The organism is Rhizorhabdus dicambivorans, from assembly GCF_002355275.1.
Taxonomy (GTDB): domain Bacteria; phylum Pseudomonadota; class Alphaproteobacteria; order Sphingomonadales; family Sphingomonadaceae; genus Rhizorhabdus; species Rhizorhabdus dicambivorans.
The window spans coordinates 2667557-2688564 of sequence record NZ_CP023449.1 but is presented as its reverse complement, the minus strand read 5'-3'; the positions used below and the strand labels follow the sequence as shown (position 1 = coordinate 2688564).

The window sequence follows — 21008 nt, the reverse complement described above, 5'->3', positions numbered from 1 at the left end:
ATGATGCCGCTGCCAGCCATCGAGGCCGAACCCACCAGCGTGCCGCCCGCTGTACTACTGGCCAACCATCTCAAAGCGCTCAAGCTGCCCACCTTTGTGCGCGAGTATGAGAAGGTCGCCTTCGAGGCCGCGCAGGATCGGGCCGATTACCCCCGCTATCTGCTGCGCCTGTGCGAACTTGAACGGATTGATCGCGAGCGCCGGATGGTGGAGCGCCGTATCCGCATGGCTCGCTTCCCGCACACCAAGAGCTTTGACACCTTCGACTTTGCAGCCCAGCCATCACTGAACAAGGCCTTGGTTCTGGAACTGGCGCGCGGTGAATGGATCGAGCGGCGGCGTAATGTCATTGCGCTGGGCCCCAGCGGCACCGGTAAGACCCACACCGCCCTCGCGCTAGGACTGGCTGCGTGCCAGAAAGGGCACAGCGTGGCCTTCACAACGGCCGCGGCGTTGGTCCATGACCTGATGGAGGCTCGCGACGAGCGTCGCTTGCGCAGCCTGCAAAAGCATCTGGCATCTGTAAAGCTGCTGATCCTCGACGAGTTGGGATATGTACCATTCACCGCCGTGGGCGGCGAGTTGCTGTTCGAGGTACTCAGCCAGCGCTATGAACGCGGCAGCACGCTGATCACCAGCAATCTGCCCTTCGATGAATGGACATCGGTGTTCGGCTCCGAACGCCTGACCGGCGCCCTGCTCGACCGGCTGACACACCACGTCCACATTCTCGAGATGAATGGTGACAGCTTCCGTCTCGCCAGCAGCCGCAAGCGCCAGAAGGACAAGGGGGAGGATAAATGACCTAAGAACGGGCGGCCATCGGCAGCGGGAAATCGGCTTCCGCTCCGCTCCAGCCGCTTCCCCGCTGCCGATGCTGCCCAGCCTCAACCTTGGGGCTTTTTGTTCAAACCAACTGGCCCCATTTTAAACCGGTGCCTGGCCCGTTTTTATCCCGGCGTTGACAGGCTGGCCTCCGCCAGCTCTTGGGTCAGCGCTACGGCCAGCCTGATTACTGCCTACCGTGGGCGTCCATCGCCGACCTTACTGCAAAGTTGCGAGCGGCGCAGACTGTCCAGATAAGGCGACTAGCTCTTCCTTCGCATACGGAGCCGAGCCGAAGATGCCGGACAGGTCGCGGTTCAGGCGCGAGGCATGGCCGCTCCAGTGGGCCAGCTCATGAAAGCAGGTGCGGTAGAAATTGATCTGGTCATGGAAGGCCTGTTGCGGCGGCACACGGATGAGATCGGCAACGGGCGCATAGAAGGCCTTGTCGCCACCGATGCGGATGTTGGCACCGGTGGCCGCGATGAGCGCCTCGGCTACGGCCACGATCTGGCGCTCGGAGAGCGGCGCGGGATCGGCGGTGAGCGCCTCCGGCAGCCCCTCGCACTGCGCAACATTGAAGACGGTGAACTTCTTCAGGAACGGGACTGCCCGCGCCTCGTCGCCCGTCTCTCTTGCCCGCGCCTTCTCGGCCTCGGGGGTGAAGCGGTCGGCGTAGACGACAGCGGTGCCATGCTCGCCCTTGCGCACGCAGCCGCCCGCCTCCAAGGCCTGCCGGAAGGTCAGCCAGCGCTGCGACAGCCAGCCCTGCTCGGTGACGGCACCCCAGAGGATGAGAACGTTCACGCCTGAGTAGCTTCGGCCGGTGAGCGCATTGCGCGGCAGGCCGGGTGCGGCCCCGCTGGAACGGCCCCAAGGCTGCGCCCAGGGGAAGCGGCCGGCCTCAAGCTCCGACAGGATGCGGTTGGTCACCTCGTCATAGAGGCTGGTGCGCTCGGAGCGGGACGACGGCGCACGACGGCTGACGGGATGGCGCATGACGTTCCTCCTGCACGGCCCCAAGACCCACGCGGGCCGCCCCCGGAAGCGGGGGTGGGCGGCGAGATGCGACCGGGCGGGCTCGCCCAGCGAGGCGGGCTGCCCCCGAAGGGCCGGAACGGATGTGGAGGAGCCGGCTGGAAGCCGGCTTGCGGGCCGCCGGGGCGAGCCCAGAAGGGAGCGCCGCCCACCCGCGCGACAGGGGGAAGGCCCATTAACAGCGCCGCCGCACGAAGACGCGGCGTCCGAACCGCCGGGCCGCCCCCAACCGGGGGCGGCCCGATCACGGCGTCACATCTTAATCAGCCGCCGTGCGTCGGCGAGAATGTTCGCGACCAGTTCGGCTCTGTCGGGCTCGTGACGGCAGACATCGGCGTAGACGATCTCGAGCTTCGTCCGCAGCGCCAGAAGGTTGGGTGCCGGCGTCGCGGCGAGCGCCTCCATCTGATCAAGCTGGGTGACGAGGAGATCGGTCGCCTCGTCCTCGAGACGGAAGCAGTCGCTGTGGCCGCCGCCCGTGCTGCTGTCGCGCACCGCCTGCGCCGGCTTCAGCCGGGTCTCGACGAACGCTGCGTAGGCGGAGGCGGCCATGCGGTAGCGCTCGAGCGCGGTGGCCCAGGTCGATCGGCCGCTCGGCGCGACTTCGTCAGGCGCCGCAGCGTCAGCAGTCATCCACAGGCACGGGAGGTTGGCCGGGCAGGTGCCCGACGCTACATGAAGGTCAGCCATGTCTCGTCTCCATATCAGACGGGTTCGTGGTCAGGGCCTGAGCGCAAGTTGGCGCTTGCCTCAGGCCCGCCCTTTGGTCCGATGTTGAAGAGTCGAGGTCAAGAGCCTCGGACACAGCGCGCCGGCTGAACTGGACTCAGCCGGCGGCGAGCCGCTCCTCGCAAACCGTCTTCACGATGGCTTGCAGCACCGCCACGCGCTCGGCGGCGAACGCCAGATCCTCACCGGTGATGACGAAGTGCGGCGAATAGCGCGCCTCGACGTAGGCGCGCTTCAGCCGGTTGAAGGGCCGGCGCTCGTAATAATGCTTCCGCGGCCACGCCTCGATCAGCCGCGGCTCGACTGCCTCGGCGAGCTTCCGGAGCTTCTCGATGTCGTGCTCCTTGGCACTGTACAGCGTCAGCGTCAGCAGCGCGCAGTGATACGCCGCTTCGATCGCTTGGTGAAGCTGAAAGGCTGTCTTATTCAGCATCCCTTCGGACATACCGAAAGCAGCGAACTTGCTAAATTCACTGCTACTGGCGAACCACTGCTCGTAATATTTTCTGGCTTCGGCCAGTTCCTCGTCGCGTGAAAGATTGCCCGGCATGGGCAGCTCGGCGGCCGAGAATTCGTAGATGACGATGCCGTCCCGGACGATGTCGCGGAAGAACGGGCGGCCAAGGCGGATCTGCTCGGTCACGTCCTCGAGATCATGGACGATGAAGCTCACCGGATGGCGGGTCTCATCCTGCTCTTCGGCCAGCAGCAGCGCCTGGGCTGCATCCTCCCAGTATTTGGGATTAGCGACGCCGGGCTCGGAGACGATCACCAGCAGATCAAAATCGGACTTGTAGCCGTTGACCATGTCGAGCACCGGCTCGCCCCTGGCCATGGAGCCGTAGAGAATGATCTTGCAGATGCGCCGCGGATGGCCACGCTCGTCCTTTGGGGATTTGAGCCGGGCGTCGAACTTGGCGCGAAGAATCTGCACCGCCTCCTCAAGGTGGCGGCGGTTCTTCGGCGACAGATGATCGATGTCCTTGCGCACAGCCCGATGTGTAGCCGCAGCAGACGCGCGAGGCCAGTCTCCGGCCCGGCAACGTCGGCCGCCGGTCCAGGCGCGTGAGCGTTGCAAGCAGGGCGCGTGGGACTTGTCCGTACGAGGAGTTTGGCAGGCGATCTGCGTCAGCGCGTCCAGGATAAAAACCGACGCGCCGCCCGCCATCCACGCCACTCCCGACATACGGCCGACCGGTTGCCGTCGTGCAGCTCAACGCGCGCTCACATCGAGGGTGACGAACAAGCCACCCACAGTTGGCTGAGCGGACCGCTGTGCCGGACCGCGAATGGCAAAGAAAATCGTGTCGCCCCGCGGGCTCGCGGGCGGCGCGACACCGTCGGCATCTGCACCGACTGCCGCCAGATAAGCGCGCGTTTCGCCCGGCAAGGCCCGTCCTCTCAGGAGATGCTCGGCGTAACGGCCGGGACCGACGTTGTAGGCGGCGAACATCCCGGGATAGCCGAAGCGCTCATACATGAGACGAAGGTAGAAGCTTCCTGCGAGGATATTGTCGCGCGGCGTGTGCGGGTTGGGTCCGAGGCGAAGGCGCGCCCGCATCTCCCGCCAGGTCGCAGGCATGAGCTGCATCAGGCCCATCGCGCCCGCGGGGCTGGTGATCGGCCGCCCGGCAAGCCGCGTCTGGCCGCCGCTTTCCGCACGCATCACGCGCGTGATCCATTCGGCCGGCAAGCCGAAGCGGATCGCAGCTTCGTCGATATAGGCCTGCCAGCGGCTGACGGGATCGGCGCTGACCGGCGCCGTGCAACCGAGCGCGAGCGCGGCAATGGTGATCCCGCACCGCCCAGACATGCTGCGCCGCCTCATGGTCGCGCCGAGAGCTGGTGCGCCCGGCCGATGACGTCACGCGCCCTGGTCGGCCCGAAATAGCGCCCGTCGAACGATCCCGGGTTGTCCATCAGCAGGACGATGGCGCCCGCGCCCAAGGTGTAGCAGCCGTTCCACCATGGCATCGGACGACCCGCGCCATCGGTCGCTCGGCGGCTCGCTGTCCATCGGTCGTTGATCGAAATGCTATGCCCATGTGCACAGACACGGTCGCCGGCCACGGCAACGACACGTTTGACCAGCGGCGCGCCGGCCGGGATATAACCTCGGCGTGCCGCGAGCCGGCGGACGCGCTCCGGTACCTGCGCAATCACCATCTCGCCGACATCCGGAAGTGCATCCGGCACGATGAGATAGAGCCCGATCGGGGCACTTGCGCTGGCGTTCCAGACGAGACGCGGCTGCGGCGGCAGAATGATGGTTGCTGCCCCGCCGCCGGTCAGCAGACCGATAGCGACGGCCGACAACCGGCGCCTCGAAGACCAGGCACACACAGTGCCCCGGAACCGTAGCAGCCGGGACCGGCTCGGATCAGTCACGTCCCCGCTCCGGCCGCGTGGCTTCCGACCAGGCGATGAGGTCGTCGACATGGTAGCGGACGAAGCGGCTGTGGCGGCGGAAGGGCGGTCCCTCCCCTCGGCTGCGCATGCGCTCGAGGAGACGGGTCGAGAGCCCCAGATAGTGCGCGGCCTGCGCGGTGTTGAGGAACGGATGGCTATGGCGCGCACGCTCGGCACGCGCGATGTCGTCGTCGCTCATGATGCCTCCGTGAGACTTCAGGTTCCGGCCGCCTCGGCAGGCAGGCGGCCAGCCGTGGACGTGCTGTGCCGCTATCCGCCTAGCAGCCCGGCGCGGGCGGCCTCCTGCTCGGCGACGTAGCGCCGGAGCGCGTCCGCCTGCTCGGGACGCAACGCGTCGGTCGCCGCCAGATGGTCAGGGATGTCGCCGCGGAGCAGGATCGACGGGCACTGCCCCTCGACATTGCCGAGGTTCGGCCGGTGCTGGCGGTAGCCGACCAGCGCCGCGAGTTCGGGCGGGAAGTATCGCGCGACTGCGGGCGGATAGGCGAGCCACTGGTTCTCGAAGGGCTTCAGCCAGCCGAGGCAATAGCTGACGATCACCCCGCGCCGAACGGACGTGCTTATATTCTCCCCACCGCCATGGAGCGTGCTGCCGAGGAACAACAACGCCGAGCCCGGCGCCATCTCGATCGCGAGCGGCGGCTCGTCCGGCGGCGGTGCGGCCGGGTCGCTGCGATGGCTCCCGGGCCAGAGCCGGGTCGCGCCATTGTCGCGGGTGAAGGGCGACAGCGGCCACATGACGTTCAGCAGATATTCGAGCCCGCCCTTGGGGCCCTGCCACATGTCCTGGTCGCGGTGCGGGTACTGGGCGGCGGCTCCTGGATGGATCTCGATTGCCTGCGTGAGGTTGAGGTTGATGCTGTCGCACCAGGGACCAAGCATGCGCTCGGCGATCGCCAGCACCAGCGGACGCATCACCAGCTTTGCGGCATGCGGCGAGCGCTTGAGGAGGCTGCCGAAGCGCTTGGTCCGGCGGCCATAGAAGTCGCCGTCGCAAAAGGGCGTCTGCTCGAACCGAGGATCGAGATCCCGATTGAGGCAGGGGACCTGATCTGCTGAGATGGCGCCCGGAATCACGCAGTAGCCGTCACGCTTCAGCGCGGCGCAGTGCCGCTCAACGGTTGTCGCGGAGAGCAGGGGTTCGTCATGGACGGTCATGCGATCTCTCCTGCCCGATCAGTAGTGTTGGTTCTGGCGTAGATGCCAGTTGCGGCAAGCAGCGTTGGGGTCGCGGCATCAACGTCGATGAGGAAAGCACCGAGCGCCGCGCCGCCGAATTGGCGCGCGGGGCCGAGCGCCCTCGCCCGCCAGCCCATGCGGAGGATCTGTTTCAGGAAGCCTGTCTCGACCACGCCGGTCAGCTGCGTGATGCCGGCGCTCAGCGCATGATCAACCATGGCGGTGATCAGCGCGTCGCGGATGCGCAGGCGCTCGTCAGCCCCGTGGCGCACCGGCAGGCAGAGACGGGTGATCTCGAACGTTGTTGGGCCCCTCGGGACGCCCTCGCTGCAGAGCTCGGGGAACAGCGTCGAAAGGATATGCGGTAGAGCGGAGGGCAGCAGGCGAAGCGAGCCGATATGGTCGCCGGTCTGGTCGATGGCGATCAGGTAGACGGCATGTTCGCCGTCGAAGGCGTCAATCTCCCATCGGCCTTCCCTGACGCCCAGGTCCCAGCCGAGGAGGTCGACGAAGAGACGCTTGCGGTCCTCGAACATGGTCTCGAGCGGGCCGCGAAAGCGCGGATCACTGCAGCCCTGCACCGTGCAGATCATTGCTGTGGCTCCCTTTCCAGAGGAGCCAAGCAAAGCAGGCGCCCGGCTTCAGCGCATGTGCACCAAAGAGGATATTGCCAGCGCAGGTCAGCGGACGGATGCGCCCTGCCCTCGCGCCTCGCTAGGCGCCGACCACCCAGTGCGCACGCGCGAGGTGGCTCTCCCAGCACTGGCGCGAGCCGTCAGGGTCGCGATCGACATCGCAGAGCAGGATCGACGAGGCCGCCTCACGCCAGTCGGCACCCGCGCGTTCGGCGCTGAGCAGGCGAGCATATGTCACGAAATGCTGCTGATCGTACCGGGTAGCGACGCTCGCCTCGGGCGCCAGACGCCGTACCTCGAACACCGTGCATGGCACCTCTGGCGATTGATTCACAGCTGTTCCAGCAGTTCAGAAAGCGGTCTGTAGAGTATACTCCGTGGAGGGATAGACGACAAGGATGCTGCTGATGCCGGATGGATATCCGGCAGGTCTTCGCGGCAAATCTTCGACGGCTGCGCCATGCCCGCAACCTGTCGCAGGAAGCGCTTGCCCATGAAGCGCAGATCGACCGGACCTATGTCAGCGCGCTCGAGCGCGGCGTCTACAGCGCGTCCCTCGACACGATCGCCAATCTCGCCGATGCGCTGGGTGTCGAGCCCTATGAGCTGCTGATCAAGGAGAACGCCTCGAGGCGCGATTAGCGGTCTCGCTGATCGGGTATTGCCAGTGGCGGACTTCGTTGAAGCTGATCTGCCCGTCGAACAGGGCGGCCACCACGAGTTCGGTGCGGTTGGCGACGTCGTAACGCCGACGCGCGGCATCGATGACCTTGGTGACGCTGTCCTCCTTGATCCCGAGGATCTGCCCAATCTCCCAATCGGTCTTGCCTTGCGCGACGAGCACGAGACAGTCGTGCTGACGCGGCGTCAGGTGAACGGCCTGGAGGCGCGATAGACAGCGCGTGCAGCAGATGCGCCGTGCGGCCTCGAACGCGAAGCTCCCGACGAGCTGGGCTGCCAGAAGGTGCTTCTCCGGAAACGTGCGACCGACAGCGGCGGCGAACGAGCAGGAGCCGTGCGCCTCGCCCGGGATATGGACCGGCACGGTAAAGCCGCTCCCAATTCCCTGCCGCCGCGCTTCCTCCAGGATCCGCTGCTGCCGCGGTGAAATTTTGATCAGGTTCGGCACGCTCTCCCAAGCGAAGCCGATGCTGGTCATCAGGCTGGCGCGGAGGATCGGGTCCTCGAGAAAGAGCCGCGATTGAATGAAGTGTTCAGTCCATTCTACCGGATAGTTGTCGATGTGGACCTTCCTCGTAGAACGATTGCGCAAGTCGACGTGATGCAGCAGTGCAAAGTAGTGGAAACCCAGCTCACGTGCGCAGGCTTCGAGCGCGCTCGAGAGATCGGCTTCGCATGCAAAGTCACGAGCCTGCTCCGTGAACTGTCGAGCCAAGTCAAAGGCCCGATCACCGATCCGCGATGAGCGCTGCTGTCTTGATCCCATTCTCTAGAAACTGATCTGCTTAACCGCGGGCACACAGTGCCTGGTACTGCCAAACCCTGGTCACTCATTTCACTTGCATCCCCCTGCATCACCCGGAAAGCAGGTGACATCAGCGATGCAATTCCCATGATGATCTCTTAAATACTCACATAGCCGATCGGCACTCCAAAATCGCGTTGATGCGTTGAACCAGATGTTTGACAACCCGCACCACCAATTTGTGGCCATGCCTATTCACCAAAACCGTAGTGCAATTGGATGTGTGCGAACGCGGCTAACTTTAATGCAAACTCGCCTCCGAGCAATCGTTGTTTCGAAATCAAGAGCAGTGACCATCGTCTCATGATTGACGATCTGCGGTGATCGCGTTCGCCATTTCAGCTGATCAGGCCTAGAGCAGTTTTGACTCAGACGCGTTCAGCCGCTGCCTCCTGCTTCTGGAGGCGTGCTTCAGCCTCCCTCAGCATCTGCTGCAGGACATCGACCGTCGCGCGGCAGGTCGTTGTTGACACAGCATAGCGAAGATGGCGAACATGGCTCTGCAGTGCGCCTGAATCCTGAAATTGTGACATCATAAGGCCACCTCTAAATCTGTGGCTCGATGGATCAGGCATATTGCGCCTTGCCCAACTGCGTCCGACAAACTCGAAATCGCTCTAGAATGCCGGAGAAGCGCACGGTGGGGCCTACTCGCTCATCTTATCCGCATCGCATCCTGACCCATCGCGCGACGATCGCGTCGCTGCTTTCACCGTGTTCGCGAGGAGGCAAGCGATTGTCATCGGACCTACGCCGCCCGGCACCGGCGTAATGCCAGCAACATGATCCATTTCGTCGAACGCGACGTCACCAACAATGCGCCTATTTCCGTTCTCGTCGATGATACGATTGATTCCAACATCAATGACCACGGCACCCGGCTTCACCCAGTCGCCGCGCACCAGCCCAGGCGCGCCAGCCGCCACGACGACAATGTCGGCCGAACGCACGATGTCGGGTAGGTTGCGGGTCAGGATGTGCGCTACGGTCACCGTGCATTCGCGCTCGAGCAGCAACAGCGCCACCGGCTTGCCTACGATGTTCGACTTGCCGATCACGACCGACTTAAGGCCGCGGAAATCGTCGATGACGGTGTCGAGCAGCATCATGCAGCCAAGCGGCGTGCACGGGATGAGCCCGCCGGTGCCGCTCGACAGCCGTCCGACGTTGACGGGATGGAAGCCGTCCACATCCTTGCAGGGATCGATCGCGTCGAGCACCTTGGCCGCGTTGATCTGCGGCGGCAGCGGAAGCTGAACCAGGATGCCATGAACGTCATCGTCTGCATTGAGCGACGCGATGAGTGCAAGCAGCTCCGCCTCGCTGGTCACCGCAGGAAGTCGGTGCTCGATCGAGCGCATGCCGACGGCCGTCGTCTGTGCAACCTTTCGTCGAACGTAGATCTCGCTTGCGGCGTCCTCGCCGACGAGCACGACCGCCAGGCCGGGCGTCACGCCACGTTCCCGCGCGAGCCGCTGCACCTGAGCTGCGACGCCGGACGCGACTCGTGCGGCAATTGCTTTGCCATCGATGATGTGCACCATCTCGCGCTCAGTCTCTAAACAATTCGGTTTGTGCCGATCTGTCGCGCAGAATACGTTCCAGACAGCCCACTCGCTCGCTGCCCGTCGCTCGCGGTGCGTACAAACATTCGCACCGCACTGCAAGAGAAGTCGGTCGAACAAGCAAGGCGGTGAGCCCCGGACGCCGCTCGCCGCTCGCGGGAAGCGTCCGGTCAGAAACGCCTCATCCCGGGTAGCGACATTTCGTGGCGGGACTCATCAGAAGCTGTACCCGAGTGTCAGCCCATATGTGCGTGGCGGAGCATAGTTTGTCCGCCGCGCCCCGGTGGCACCGAAGGGCTGGATTCCGTCATAACTCGCCACCGCCTCGTTGGTCAGATTGTTGCCCCAAACCGAGATGGACATCCCCTGATCCGATTCCCAGCGTACTGAAGCATTCAACAGGCCATAGGACGGCTGCCGCACGACATTGTCCGGCTCATGATAATAGCCGCTATTGTAATAATAGGTCGAGTTCAGCACGATCCTGCCACGCTCGAGAGGGATCTCATAGCTTCCGGCCACGCTCAGCGTCGACTTCGGGCTGAGTATCGTCGTGTTTCCGGTTGCGCTACCACTATTGTTTATGAAAAACCCACCCGCTGGCCGCGGCGTCGCGACGACCGAGCTCGGGAAGGAATCATATTCGCCATTGGTATATTGGTAGCCTATCCGGAGATTCAGTGCATCGGTGACCTGCGCCTCGATTTCGGCTTCAAAGCCGTAGATCGTTGCCTTGGCCCCATTCGCGATTCCGGTGCCGCCGCTGATCGTCCTCTGCACCTGAACATTGGAATAGTCATAGTAGAAGGATGCGAGATTGAGACGCACATTGCGGTCGAACAGACTGGTCTTCAGGCCCGCCTCATAGGAGTCGAGCACTTCTGGCAAGAAGGCCGGCAGGATAAGAACGTTCGGGTTGTACCCGCCGCTCTTGAAGCCGCGGTTATAGGAAACATAGCCCAGCACGTCCGACGTGAACTGATAATCGACGGCGAGCCGCCAGGTGAGCTTGTCGAATCGACGCGACCGGGTGGTGAGCGGAAAGGCGATGACCGTCGAACCGTCGGCTCGTGTATTGACCTGCGATGCATCGGCGAGCGTCCGCTTTTCGCTCGTGTACCGAAGACCGCCCGTGACGCTCAGGCCTTCCACGAGCTCGATCGTCGCCTGACCGAAGCCGGAGAGCGAGTCGTTCTTTTGAGCGCTTTTCGTGGTGGAGAGAACCGTCGGCGGCATCGTCGGCAGAGCCGCCGGTCCAGCAAAGGATATGTTCACGAATGGATAGCGTGCATTGGCCCGGAAATAATATCCGCCGACGACCCACTTTATCGCCGCCCCATCCGGCGAAAGGAACTGCAGTTCCTGGCTGAACTGGCTGTCCTTCTGCTCCAAGTCAACCACCCTGCCACGCGTCGGCGTATAATCGAAGTCGAAATCGATCTCATACTTCGAACGCCTGTAGGCCGTTATGCTTGCAATCTTCACGAACTCGAAGTCGTGGTCGAGCCTCAGGCTGACCCCACCCTGCCGGTTCCTGATCAGCGGATGCTCGTCCGCATTGATGTCCCACTTGCTTCCCGCATAGGCGGGACCGAAGGGCGGCGGGGCAATCGTGCCGATGCCGATGCGGGCCGCGTTCATATTGTGGCGGGTCGACCCATAGTCGAAGATCAGCCGCGCCGATGTGTCATCGCCAAGCTCGAACAGCCATTTCGACCGTGCGGCAATGTCGTGCTCGATCTTGTAGACGTCTCTTCCGTTGAAGAGGTTGGTGCCGTATCCGTCGCCCATGACGGTGCCGTTCACGGCAAGATCAGCCGCCACGTTATCGCTGAGCCCGCCGCTAATATAGGCGTCGCCCTTGAGCGATTCGTAATTGCCGTAGCTGACGTTGAACTCCCCGCTCAGATCGCGGGACGGGTCTCTCGTCGTAATCTGGATCAGACCGCCCGTCGCGTTGCGACCAAACAGCGTGCCCTGGGGCCCCTTGAGCACCTCCACCTGCTGAATATTGTTGAACGACATGAGGTTCGACGTCGCGGTCGCGTAGTAGACGCCGTCGACATAAATTGCGACCGGTGGCTCGAGGCCAGGGGCTGCGGCCTTCGATCCGACGCCGCGAATTACCGGGAACGCATAGCCATTCTGATTCTGAACTTCGACACCCGGTGCGGCGATCTTGAGATCCTGAACGCCCGAGATGCCGCTCGCCTTCAACTCACTGGCGGTCGCGACCGAGACAGAGATCGGAACGCGCTGAAGATTTTCCGACCGTTTCTGGGCAGTGACGACAATCTCTTCCAACCCGCCACCGGCAGACGGCCTAGGCTCCGCCGTCTCCGGCGTTGCGGCAGCGGGCGGAGACGCCGGCATGGTACCTACCTGTGCGGCGGCTGGCGCTGCGGTTTCCGATTGTGTGCCCGCCGCGGCAAGCGCGGCGGGCGCCGTACCGAGCCACGTGCCGAGCACGGCAACGGCTGACACCGACGAATAGAGCATGTTCCTCATAACGTTCCTCCCCCTCTCAAGCTGTTCCTTTTGGGTCGCCGCCACTCATGCTACCAACTATTTCCTCTCTCCACTTCAGGCGCACCGCTGCAGGCAGCTACGTGGGCACGAATATCGAGAGACGTATTTGCAGCTCTTTGTTGACTTTCATGTGCCAACTGATCTTAACGGACGCCGCAGGTCTATTTATCTTCATCTAATCGTCCCTACAAAAATCAGGGCTCGATTGCGTTTCATTGAAGCGGCTTGCGTTGCGGGTGTCAACTATGCTTGACCAAATAGTAACTATTCGTCTGCGTTCGTGATGCCTATGCTGTTGCGCGGAACGTAGACTACAGCAGCCCGCTCCTGCAGGCGGGCCCGTCCGCTCGTCGCGCTCGCCATCAGCCGTAGGCTGCCCGCGCGCTCTCGATCCACTCGAGCGTCTTGGCGAGTCCGCCGAAAGGGAAAAAGTGGATCGCCACGTCGCGCTCGTGAGCCCTTTCCAGCCCGTTCGACAGATCCTGCACCAGAACGTCGGGGCCGGCGGTCTTCAGGAGCTGCGTGGTCGCCAAGCCATATTTTCCGATCACTTTGGTCGATGCGCCGACGCCGCATTGCGCGGCGAAGCGGAGCAGCGTCCGCAGGCTTGCCGGGCCAGGGACACCGATGCGGATCTTCTCTGCGAAACCGTCGCGCCGCAGCCGTGCAACCCATGCCAGGATCGGATCAGCGCTGAAACCGAACTGCGTCATGACGACGGGTTCAATCCCGGCTCTGCCCAGTGCGTCTAGCTTGTCTCGCAGGGACCGCATCAGCACGGGATCACTTATATGTGGATGCCCTTCCGGATAGCCGGACACTGCCACGCGCCGGAAACCGGCTTCTTCGAGCAGGCCGGACTGAATGATTGCAAGCGCATCGTCATACGGCCCCACCGCGCGTGGCAGATCTCCCGCGATCACGAGACAGCTGTCGACGCCCGCTTGGCCAAAGGCATCGATGATACCGGCGAGCTCCGCCTCCGACGTCACCCGCCGCGCCGCTATGTGCGGAACCGCCACGAAGCCGAGATCCCTGATGCGCCGTGCGGCCCTCACGCGCTGGCCGGCGTCCTCGTTGCCGAGGCTGGTGATCGAGATCTGCGTCCCCCGTGCGAGCAAGGGTGCCACATCCTCGAGCCTGTCGATGTCCTTTGCGATGATCTCGAGCGAGAAACCGCGGAGGATGTTTGCCGGGAACATCCCGGCGTCTGAACTCTTCTCGTCCAACATTCGACTAGTCCTTGCTGCGTCGATACTGCCTTGTGGGCGGCGACGACGGCGCCACGATGCCTCTGGCCTGCCCCGCCGCCTCAGTTGAACACGATCGTTCGATGCCCATTCAGGAAGATCCGGCGCTCGGCCGCGGCGCGGACGGCGTGCGAAAGCACCCTCGCCTCGATCGCGCGCCCGATGCGGATCATGTCCTCGGCAGTGTCTCGATGATCGACACGCTCAACCGCCTGTTCGATGATCGGTCCTTCGTCGAGCTCGGCCGTCACATAATGTGCCGTCGCGCCGATAAGCTTTACGCCTCGCGCATGTGCGCGGTGATACGGCTGTGCGCCCTTGAACGCAGGCAGGAAGCTATGGTGTATGTTGATACAGCGCCCCCGCAATGACTGCACCATCCCGTCGGAAAGGACCTGCATGTAGCGCGCCAGGATCAATAGGTCTGCATTCGACTGCTGCATCAAGGCAAGTACTGCATGCTCCTGCTCCGGGCGGTTTTGCGCCGACACTGGGACGTAATAGAATGGAATATTGTGCCACTCCGTCAGGCGTCGCAGATCCTCGTGGTTTGACACGACGGCGCAGATGTCGATGGGCAAGTCGCCAGTCGACCAACGATATAGAAGATCGTTGAGGCAATGACTGCTCTTCGAGACGGCGATTATGACTTTCAATCGCGACTTTCTATCGGTGATGGACCAGTCCATCTCGAACCGGCTTGCGATTTGCGCAAAGTCGCGCCGGATCGACTCGAGACTGGGAAAGCGCGAACCGCCCGCCGTAAATTCGAGCCTCATGAAGAAGCGGCCCGCCTCGAGGTCGGCATATTGTTGACTGTCGAGGATGAAGCCGTCCCGTTCGGCAAGAAATCCGCTAACGCCCGCGACGATGCCGACGCGATCGGCTGCTTGAAAGGTGAGAACGAAGGTTTCTCGATCATGCATTTTTCAGCTTCCCTGCACCGGCCGGCGCTTGCATGCCGGCCTGGGTCGATTGCTTTTAATCCGCCCGGTCCGGTGACCGCGCAGCCCTCCCGGCGCCGCCCGGGACGCGCCGGCCGGCGTGATTGGATGGTTGCGAGGACTGGCCGCCGGGCCGGGCGTCGACTACGCCCGCGCTGCCACGCCGATCGTCGCCGATTTCAGCTCGCGGACCGAAGCGGCATAGGGCACGGGAGCGATCGTCGCCCGAATTCTAACCTGCTCGTGCCGCTCCACATGCGGTTTCCGCGACCCGCCGCTCGGCTCGCCCCAGGTCAGCACGACCTCGCTTCCGATCTCGGCACTGCTGGCATCGACCATTGCGAGCGAGAGCATCACGCCATAGTTGTTGCTGTATCCGCAGTGGCAAGACAAGCCGACCAACCGCCCGGCCCCGTTCCGTACCTCGTCGAACTGCGGGAAACCGTAGAAGGATACGGGAAGTTCGAGCGCCTTGTACCGGGGTCCGTCACCGAACTGCGACGCAAGCACATTGACCACGTCGTCTTGGTTCCAGACGAGTGTTACCTTCGTGCGATGGGGCTGATGCGACATCTCCTCGAGTGCTTCGCGACCGATGAAGTCGTGATCGAACTTCATGATACGGTCATAGCCCAGATCCCACGGCGTGACGTAATAATCTTCCATGCGGTCGGAGTAGAAGCTGCCGCCGAGCTGTATCTGCGCTTCCCACCCGTTGGCGGGCAGCCATTCGCGGAACCCGCGCAACGCTTCTCCCGTGTAGATCGCGGGCACGGGATAGGCCATCCATCCGCTCTCGAAGATGGTGCTGAAATACGAACGGGTTCCGCCCTGTACAAGGCCATATTGGGCGCCGTGTGCAACGATCGCCGACCTCACGGCCGCGAGCTCTTCGTAAGGCCCGGAAAGCTCGACGCCGTGGTGCCCTGCCATGCCATGTCGCAGGACCAGGACTTCGTGCCCGGCGATCCTCACGCGCGCGGTATTGAAGAAGGGAATCTTGGGTGCCTCTCCCTCGACAAGTTCGGAGAAGATGCGGCCGGCGAGAGGGCCGTCGAGCTGGAAGCGATAATTGATGCGCGCGCCCTTTGGGTTGAAGGGGGTAGGATCATCCCGTTCGATCGAGACATCGTAACGGCCCACTTCGGCCTGGTACTGAACCCAGTTGAGAACCGCCATGCCGCTGACGAGTTCGAAATTATCTTCGCCCAGGCAATAAAGGATGCAGTCTCCGATGATGTAGCCATCGGGCGTGCAGACAACGAGTTGCTTCGCCTTGCCCGGCACAAAATTCTTGAAACTGTTGATTCCCACTCTCTCCAGCAGGCGCAGAGCATCTTTCCCCTTCAGAAAGAGCTCGGGCATATGGTGCGACTGATCGAAGAGAATCGCGGTTTCCCTCCATGCCCGTTGCTCGTCGCGCCAGTTGGTGAACTCCGCCGGTATGAAGGCAGAGGTCAGACTTGTCCTGGCCCTGAAGTGAGGCGCAATCGTGTCATTATAGAAATGGCTCGACAAATTAGGGGTTATCTCCACAAGATCTTGTAAGGACTTCACTTCAGCCTCCCTCATTCTGATATGGTTTGCCGTGGCTTCCGCCCGGCACAGTCGGATGTCCGTTGAACGATGGGACCCGCCGCTATTCGGCGACGCTCGTGGCGTTGCCGGCCGCTTTCCCACCTGGATCACGCGCGATGACCGAAAGCATGTGGACAGCGAGAGCCGCCAACAGGGACGGTATTGCGGCAAGGAACAGCAGCTCCTGCGCTTTCCATCCGAGTCCCCAGAGCATTCCTCCCAGCAGCGGCCCGACGAACGACCCGAGGCGCCCGACGCCGAGCGCCCAGCCAAGGCCGGTCGCGCGCACGGCGGTCGGGTAAAATGTTGTCGCGAGCGCATTCATGCCGAACTGCGCGCCGATGACGAACATGCCGGCGAATGTGATCGCGGTCATGACCCAGGATGCATTCTCGGCCGAAACCGAAATGCCGACGATCGACACCGCCGCCAGCAGGTAGCTCAGGCCCAGCGCCATCAGCGGCGTGCCGCGGTCGATCAGCCGGCCGATAGCCAGACCCCCTACGATGCCCGCGCCGTTGAGCAGCGCAAGCGAGTGAATTGCCTGGCTCATCGAAAAGCCGGTCCGCACCAGCAACGACGGCAACCAGTTGACGAGAAAATAGAGCGTCAGGAGATTGGCAAAGAATATAAACCAGAGCAGAAGGGTGCCAAAGCCGCGCCCGTCGCTCATCAATTCGCGAACGGCGAGCCCTGATTTTCCGGACGTCGCCGCTTGAAGGTCAGACGGGGAGCTGCGGGGCATCCCGGCTTCATATGCCGATTTGCGGCGGGACAAGAAGGATGCGGACTCCGGCAGCGCCCAAAAGAGCAGGAACGCAAGCAGGATCGGCAAGAGCCCGCCGACCACGAAGACACTTTCCCACCCATAGGTCGACATCAGCGGTGCACTGATGAGACCGCCTACGACGGCACCCATCGGGAAACCACAATACATGATCGTCACGAGCGTCGCGCGAACGCGCGGCGGCGCATATTCGGACGTCAAGGCGATGATGTTCGGAACGGCCCCGCCAAGGCCGAGTCCCGTCAGGAAGCGCAGCACGGCGAGCGTCATCACGTCGGCTGCAAGCGGGGTCAGCAGGGCAAAGGCGCCGAAGGCGACCGTCGACCAAATGATCACGGCCCGACGTCCGAAGCGGTCCGCGAGCGGACCGAGCGTGATCGATCCGAGCATCAATCCCAAGAGGCCGGCGCCGAAAACCGCCCCGAACAGCGAAGCGTCTATACGCCAGTCCTGCGCGATCGCCGGCGCGACGAATGCAATCGCCTGAGTATCGAAGCCATCGAGCAGCGCCACGGCGGCGCAAAGCAGAACCGCCCGCACACAGTTCGCACGATCTTGCCGACCGGCGTCGACCGCAGCACCTGCGCTGGCATTGCTCCCGGTGTGCAACTGCCTCTCCCTCAGCTCTGCTCCGGCGACCGGTAGATCGGTCCGCACGACTGACGTCGCCGAAGCAACGCCCGCGCTGTTCAAGATAAATTCTTGCCGCCGACTGCGGGCCATGCGGCCAGTCGCAGGCGACCGATGACCATATGACATCACCCGATGGGAGCGCTCAACGGGCGATCTCTAATAGTAACTATCGGCTGGCGGCGCGGGCGAGACGCTCGGCGCGAAGGGACGCGCGTCCGAGCATGAGATCGACGGCGCGGTCCGCCACCGCCATGACGGGCGCATTGGTGTTTGCGCTGGGGATGAGCGGCATCATCGATGCGTCGCACACGCGCAGGCACTCGGTTCCGCGCACGCGCAGCCAGGCGTCGAGCACGGCCATTGTGTCGCTGGCCGGGCCCATGCGACAGCTCCCGACCGGATGGTAGTTGGTGATGGTGGCGGCTCTGCAATAGGCGGCGATCTCTTCGTCGCTGTTCACCGACGGGCCGGGAAGCAATTCGCTGCGTATGGCGCGCGACAAGGGCGCCGTCGCGAGAATGCGGCGCAAATAGTGGATTGCCCCCGTCATGAGGGCGAGGTCCTCTGGATGCTCGAGATAGTTCGGCGAGAATTCCGGGTCGGCCAGCGGATCCGCCGAAGCGAGCCGCATCCAGCCGCGCGATCTCGGTCGGATGAGATTTGCCAGCAGCGTCAGGCCGTGGTCGGGCTTTCCTTGCCCCTCCTCCAACCACATGGTGCCGATGTTGTAGATTTGTAGATTCGGCTCCCCTTCCGGGTCGTCCACGTTCACGAAGGCAACGGCCTCGGCACCATTCGATGCAATCGGACCAGAGGATAGGAGAAGATATTGCAGGAGGTTCCACGCTGCACGGACGCCGCGCTCATGCCCGAAGTAGCCATAGGCGCCGTTCGTATAGGCCGTAAGCGGCACCATATTGTGATCCTGCATGTTCTGCCCGACGCCGGGAAGATCCACCAGAACCTCGATTCCGTGCCGCGCCAGCTCGGCCGCCGGACCGATACCGGAAAGCATCAACAATTTCGGGCTGCAATAGGCGCCCGCCGTCAATATCACTTCGCCGTCGCAACAGGCGCGGTGGACTTGCCCGCGAGCGACATATTCGACGCCGACGGCGCGCGTTCCGTGCATCAGCAGGCGCGTCGCGGTGGCGCCCGTGACCAGGGTCAGGCGCTTGTCGCTGCGGACGGGCTTTAGGAAGGCATCGGCAGCGCTGCATCGCCTTGCATTGCCGGCCGTCAGTTGCAGGTAGCCGACGCCGCGCTGATCGCCAGCATTGAAGTCCGATGTATGCGGCACGCCGAGCGCCTGCATCGACTCGACGAACAGGTCGGCGGCGCGACACCGGTAGAAGGGATCCGAGACAGCGAGCGGGCCATTCCGCCCATGCGCCCATCCGCCGAGCCTGCTATTCCTTTCCTGCCGGACAAAATATGGCAGCAGATCGTCCCAGCCCCAGCCGAGACCGCCGAGATATTCATCCCAGGCGTCATAGGCCAATCGGCTTCCCCGCGTATAGGCGAGGGCATTTACCGAACTGCCGCCGCCGATGACATTGCCCTGTGCAATCTCGACGCGCCGTCCGCCCAGAGACGGCTGGGGCAAAGAGGTGTAACGCTTGATATAGGGACTGTTGCCGAACAATATCTTGAATGACCCGGCCGGCATGCTGATCAACGGGCTGCGGTCGCTGCTCCCTGCTTCGAGGAGCAGGACCTTTGCACCCGCTTCTCTTACGAGCCGCCCGGCCACGACACATCCTGCACTTCCACCGCCGACAACAATATAGTCATAGCTCATAGCAGTTCAGATCCTCGTGCCGGACAGGACGAATATTCTATCTGGTGGGCTTTACTTGCACGTATGTTGAGAGGATTCACCAAGAGGTGAAGACGCCCAGTTCTCCTTCGTCCAAATTGATGATGACCGACTTCGTCGTGGTGTAGTCGAACATGATGTCCATGCAGCCCTCACGTCCGAATCCGCTTTCCTTGTACCCGCCGATCGGCATTCCCGGCTTCAGGTTATAGTAGCGGTTGACCCAGATGATGCCGGTTTCCATCGCGCGCGACAGACGATGTGCTTGGCCAAGATCGCGTGACCATATTCCCCCGGCGAGCCCGTAGCGGCTGTCGTTGACTTGGGCCAGCATGTCGGCCTCCTCGTCCCAGCCTATGACGCATGTGACAGGACCAAATATCTCCTCTTGTGCCACGCGCATGTCGTTGCTGACGTTGCCGAGGATGGTCGGCTTGATGTAATAGCCAGAGGCGAGTGTCCCTTCGGTCGCTGCCTCTCCGCCAGCCAAAACGGTGGCACCTTCCTCGCGCGCCAGATCCAGATAATAGGCGACCTTGCCGAACTGCGCTTCGGACGCCATCGCTCCGATCTGCGTCGACTCCGAAAGCGGATCGCCCTGGCGCACGCGCGCAATCGTGGCAACGAGCTTGTCGACGAATTCATCATGGACGGACCGGTGCACGAACAGGCGCGATCCCGCCATGCAAACTTCGCCCTTGTTGAAGACGGTAGACAGTGCCGCCGCCTCGGCGGCCGCATCGAGATCCGCCGACGGACAGACGATCTGGGCTGATTTCCCGCCGAGCTCCATCGCTTGCGGGATGAGATTGGCCGATGCATATTGCATCACCTTGCGCGCCGTCGTCGTCGACCCCGTAAACGCCACCTTGCGTACCTTGGGATTGGTGACGAGTGCTTCGCCAACATCCTGTCCAAAGCCGGTCACGATGTTGATCACGCCTGGCGGCACAAGGTCCGCCACTTCCTTCATGAACTCAAGGATCGACAGACAAACCGTCTCCGCCGGCTTCATAACCACGCAATTGCCCGCGGCCAAGGCGGGCGCAAGCTTATAGGCAAGCATCACGAGCGGCGCATTCCAGGGAATGATCTGGGCACAGACGCCCAAGGGCTCGCGGTGCACCAGTCCCAGCGCATCGGGATAGTCGTGGCTTTCTCCCCGGAGCGCGTGAATCACGCCGGCGAAGAACTCGAACTGGCCGTAAGCCTGGGGCAGATCGAAGTAGATCGCTTCGTTGATCGTCTTCCCATTGTTGATGGACTCCATGAGAGCGAAGTCCAGCGCGCGCCGCCGCAGGCGGGCCGCCATTTCAAGCAGGATCTCCTGCCGCTGTCTGGCGGTGGTTCTTGCCCATGCAGGGAAAGCGCGATGGGCCGCATCGACCGCCAGCGCGACATCCCGCGCGTCGCCCGCCTGGATATGCGCAAGCGGCGCGCGGTTCGCCGGGTTCGACTGGACGATGGTCGCGCCGCGCGAGGTGCCCGTCCATTCCCCGCCGATAAAATGGCCATATTCCCTTTGGAAGAGATTGGTGGCGGTTTTTCGGTTGGCGATGCTGTCGGACATAGCTCTCTCCC

Annotated in this window: 20 protein-coding genes; 2 read left to right on the top strand and 18 right to left on the bottom strand. The window is 63.0% G+C overall.

The window, feature by feature from the left end; genetic code table 11:
- Window positions 1-3 precede the first annotated feature (3 nt).
- Window positions 4-804, top strand: coding sequence for an IS21-like element helper ATPase IstB (gene istB, locus CMV14_RS12715; protein ID WP_066970386.1), 801 nt, complete (start codon window positions 4-6; stop codon window positions 802-804).
- A 240-nt stretch (window positions 805-1044) separates the two neighbouring features.
- Here the strand turns inward: istB and CMV14_RS12710 are convergent, their stop codons facing one another.
- The 9 genes from CMV14_RS12710 to CMV14_RS12670 all read right to left on the bottom strand — a co-directional run bounded on the left by CMV14_RS12710 (window position 1045) and on the right by CMV14_RS12670 (window position 7170).
- Window positions 1045-1824, bottom strand: coding sequence for an ArdC family protein (locus CMV14_RS12710; protein WP_083216147.1), 780 nt, complete (start codon window positions 1822-1824; stop codon window positions 1045-1047).
- A 291-nt stretch (window positions 1825-2115) separates the two neighbouring features.
- Window positions 2116-2553: a hypothetical protein gene (locus tag CMV14_RS12705; RefSeq protein ID WP_139114802.1), complete on the bottom strand. Its 438-nt coding sequence runs from the start codon at window positions 2551-2553 to the stop codon at window positions 2116-2118.
- A gap of 136 nt (window positions 2554-2689) precedes the next feature.
- On the bottom strand, window positions 2690-3760 hold the full coding sequence (locus tag CMV14_RS12700; RefSeq protein WP_176489147.1) for a HEPN domain-containing protein: 1071 nt from the start codon (window positions 3758-3760) through the stop codon (window positions 2690-2692).
- 45 nt (window positions 3761-3805) lie between these two features.
- Entirely contained in the window at window positions 3806-4420 is a 615-nt protein-coding gene (locus tag CMV14_RS12695) for a lytic transglycosylase domain-containing protein (RefSeq protein ID WP_408014326.1), read from the bottom strand.
- Complete coding sequence (locus CMV14_RS12690) at window positions 4417-4908, bottom strand: S26 family signal peptidase (protein ID WP_238147013.1); 492 nt, start codon at window positions 4906-4908, stop codon at window positions 4417-4419. The genes CMV14_RS12695 and CMV14_RS12690 overlap by 4 nt, the downstream gene beginning before the upstream one ends.
- Window positions 4909-4972: 64 nt before the next feature.
- Entirely contained in the window at window positions 4973-5200 is a 228-nt protein-coding gene (locus tag CMV14_RS12685) for a helix-turn-helix transcriptional regulator (RefSeq protein ID WP_096367736.1), read from the bottom strand.
- A 71-nt stretch (window positions 5201-5271) separates the two neighbouring features.
- Window positions 5272-6180 carry a phytanoyl-CoA dioxygenase family protein gene (locus CMV14_RS12680; RefSeq protein WP_096367735.1) on the bottom strand — a complete coding sequence of 303 codons (909 nt, stop codon included), beginning with the start codon at window positions 6178-6180 and terminating at the stop codon, window positions 5272-5274.
- Window positions 6177-6794 (bottom strand): acyl-homoserine-lactone synthase, encoded by a 618-nt coding sequence (locus CMV14_RS12675; RefSeq protein WP_096367734.1) that lies wholly within the window; start codon window positions 6792-6794, stop codon window positions 6177-6179. The genes CMV14_RS12680 and CMV14_RS12675 overlap by 4 nt, the downstream gene beginning before the upstream one ends.
- A gap of 121 nt (window positions 6795-6915) precedes the next feature.
- Entirely contained in the window at window positions 6916-7170 is a 255-nt protein-coding gene (locus CMV14_RS12670; RefSeq protein ID WP_238147012.1) for a DUF2285 domain-containing protein, read from the bottom strand.
- Window positions 7171-7250: 80 nt separating this feature from the next.
- Between CMV14_RS12670 and relB the strand changes: the two genes are divergently transcribed.
- Entirely contained in the window at window positions 7251-7478 is a 228-nt protein-coding gene (gene relB / locus CMV14_RS12665; RefSeq protein WP_096367733.1) for a type II toxin-antitoxin system RelB family anti-toxin, read from the top strand.
- Here the strand turns inward: relB and CMV14_RS12660 are convergent.
- The 9 genes from CMV14_RS12660 to CMV14_RS12620 all read right to left on the bottom strand — a co-directional run bounded on the left by CMV14_RS12660 (window position 7450) and on the right by CMV14_RS12620 (window position 20997).
- Window positions 7450-8232: a helix-turn-helix transcriptional regulator gene (locus tag CMV14_RS12660; RefSeq protein WP_176489148.1), complete on the bottom strand. Its 783-nt coding sequence runs from the start codon at window positions 8230-8232 to the stop codon at window positions 7450-7452. The two genes, relB and CMV14_RS12660, sit on opposite strands and share 29 nt — an antisense overlap.
- 737 nt (window positions 8233-8969) lie before the next feature.
- Window positions 8970-9866, bottom strand: a complete 897-nt coding sequence (locus CMV14_RS12655; protein WP_096367731.1) for a bifunctional 5,10-methylenetetrahydrofolate dehydrogenase/5,10-methenyltetrahydrofolate cyclohydrolase — start codon at window positions 9864-9866, stop codon at window positions 8970-8972.
- 237 nt (window positions 9867-10103) lie between these two features.
- A complete protein-coding gene (locus tag CMV14_RS12650; protein WP_096367730.1) occupies window positions 10104-12395 on the bottom strand; it encodes a TonB-dependent receptor in 2292 nt (763 codons plus the stop codon).
- 383 nt (window positions 12396-12778) lie between these two features.
- Window positions 12779-13648: a methylenetetrahydrofolate reductase gene (locus CMV14_RS12645; protein ID WP_096616645.1), complete on the bottom strand. Its 870-nt coding sequence runs from the start codon at window positions 13646-13648 to the stop codon at window positions 12779-12781.
- 80 nt (window positions 13649-13728) lie between these two features.
- On the bottom strand, window positions 13729-14592 hold the full coding sequence (gene purU / locus CMV14_RS12640) for a formyltetrahydrofolate deformylase (protein WP_096367728.1): 864 nt from the start codon (window positions 14590-14592) through the stop codon (window positions 13729-13731).
- Window positions 14593-14754: 162 nt separating this feature from the next.
- Window positions 14755-16128, bottom strand: coding sequence for an aminomethyltransferase family protein (locus CMV14_RS12635; RefSeq protein ID WP_202820846.1), 1374 nt, complete (start codon window positions 16126-16128; stop codon window positions 14755-14757).
- Window positions 16129-16249: 121 nt separating this feature from the next.
- A complete protein-coding gene (locus tag CMV14_RS12630) occupies window positions 16250-17668 on the bottom strand; it encodes an MFS transporter (RefSeq protein WP_238147011.1) in 1419 nt (472 codons plus the stop codon).
- A 106-nt stretch (window positions 17669-17774) separates the two neighbouring features.
- Window positions 17775-19361: a GMC family oxidoreductase gene (locus CMV14_RS12625; protein ID WP_238147010.1), complete on the bottom strand. Its 1587-nt coding sequence runs from the start codon at window positions 19359-19361 to the stop codon at window positions 17775-17777.
- A gap of 124 nt (window positions 19362-19485) precedes the next feature.
- Window positions 19486-20997, bottom strand: coding sequence for an aldehyde dehydrogenase family protein (locus CMV14_RS12620; protein ID WP_096367724.1), 1512 nt, complete (start codon window positions 20995-20997; stop codon window positions 19486-19488).
- Between the last annotated feature and the right edge of the window lie 11 nt (window positions 20998-21008).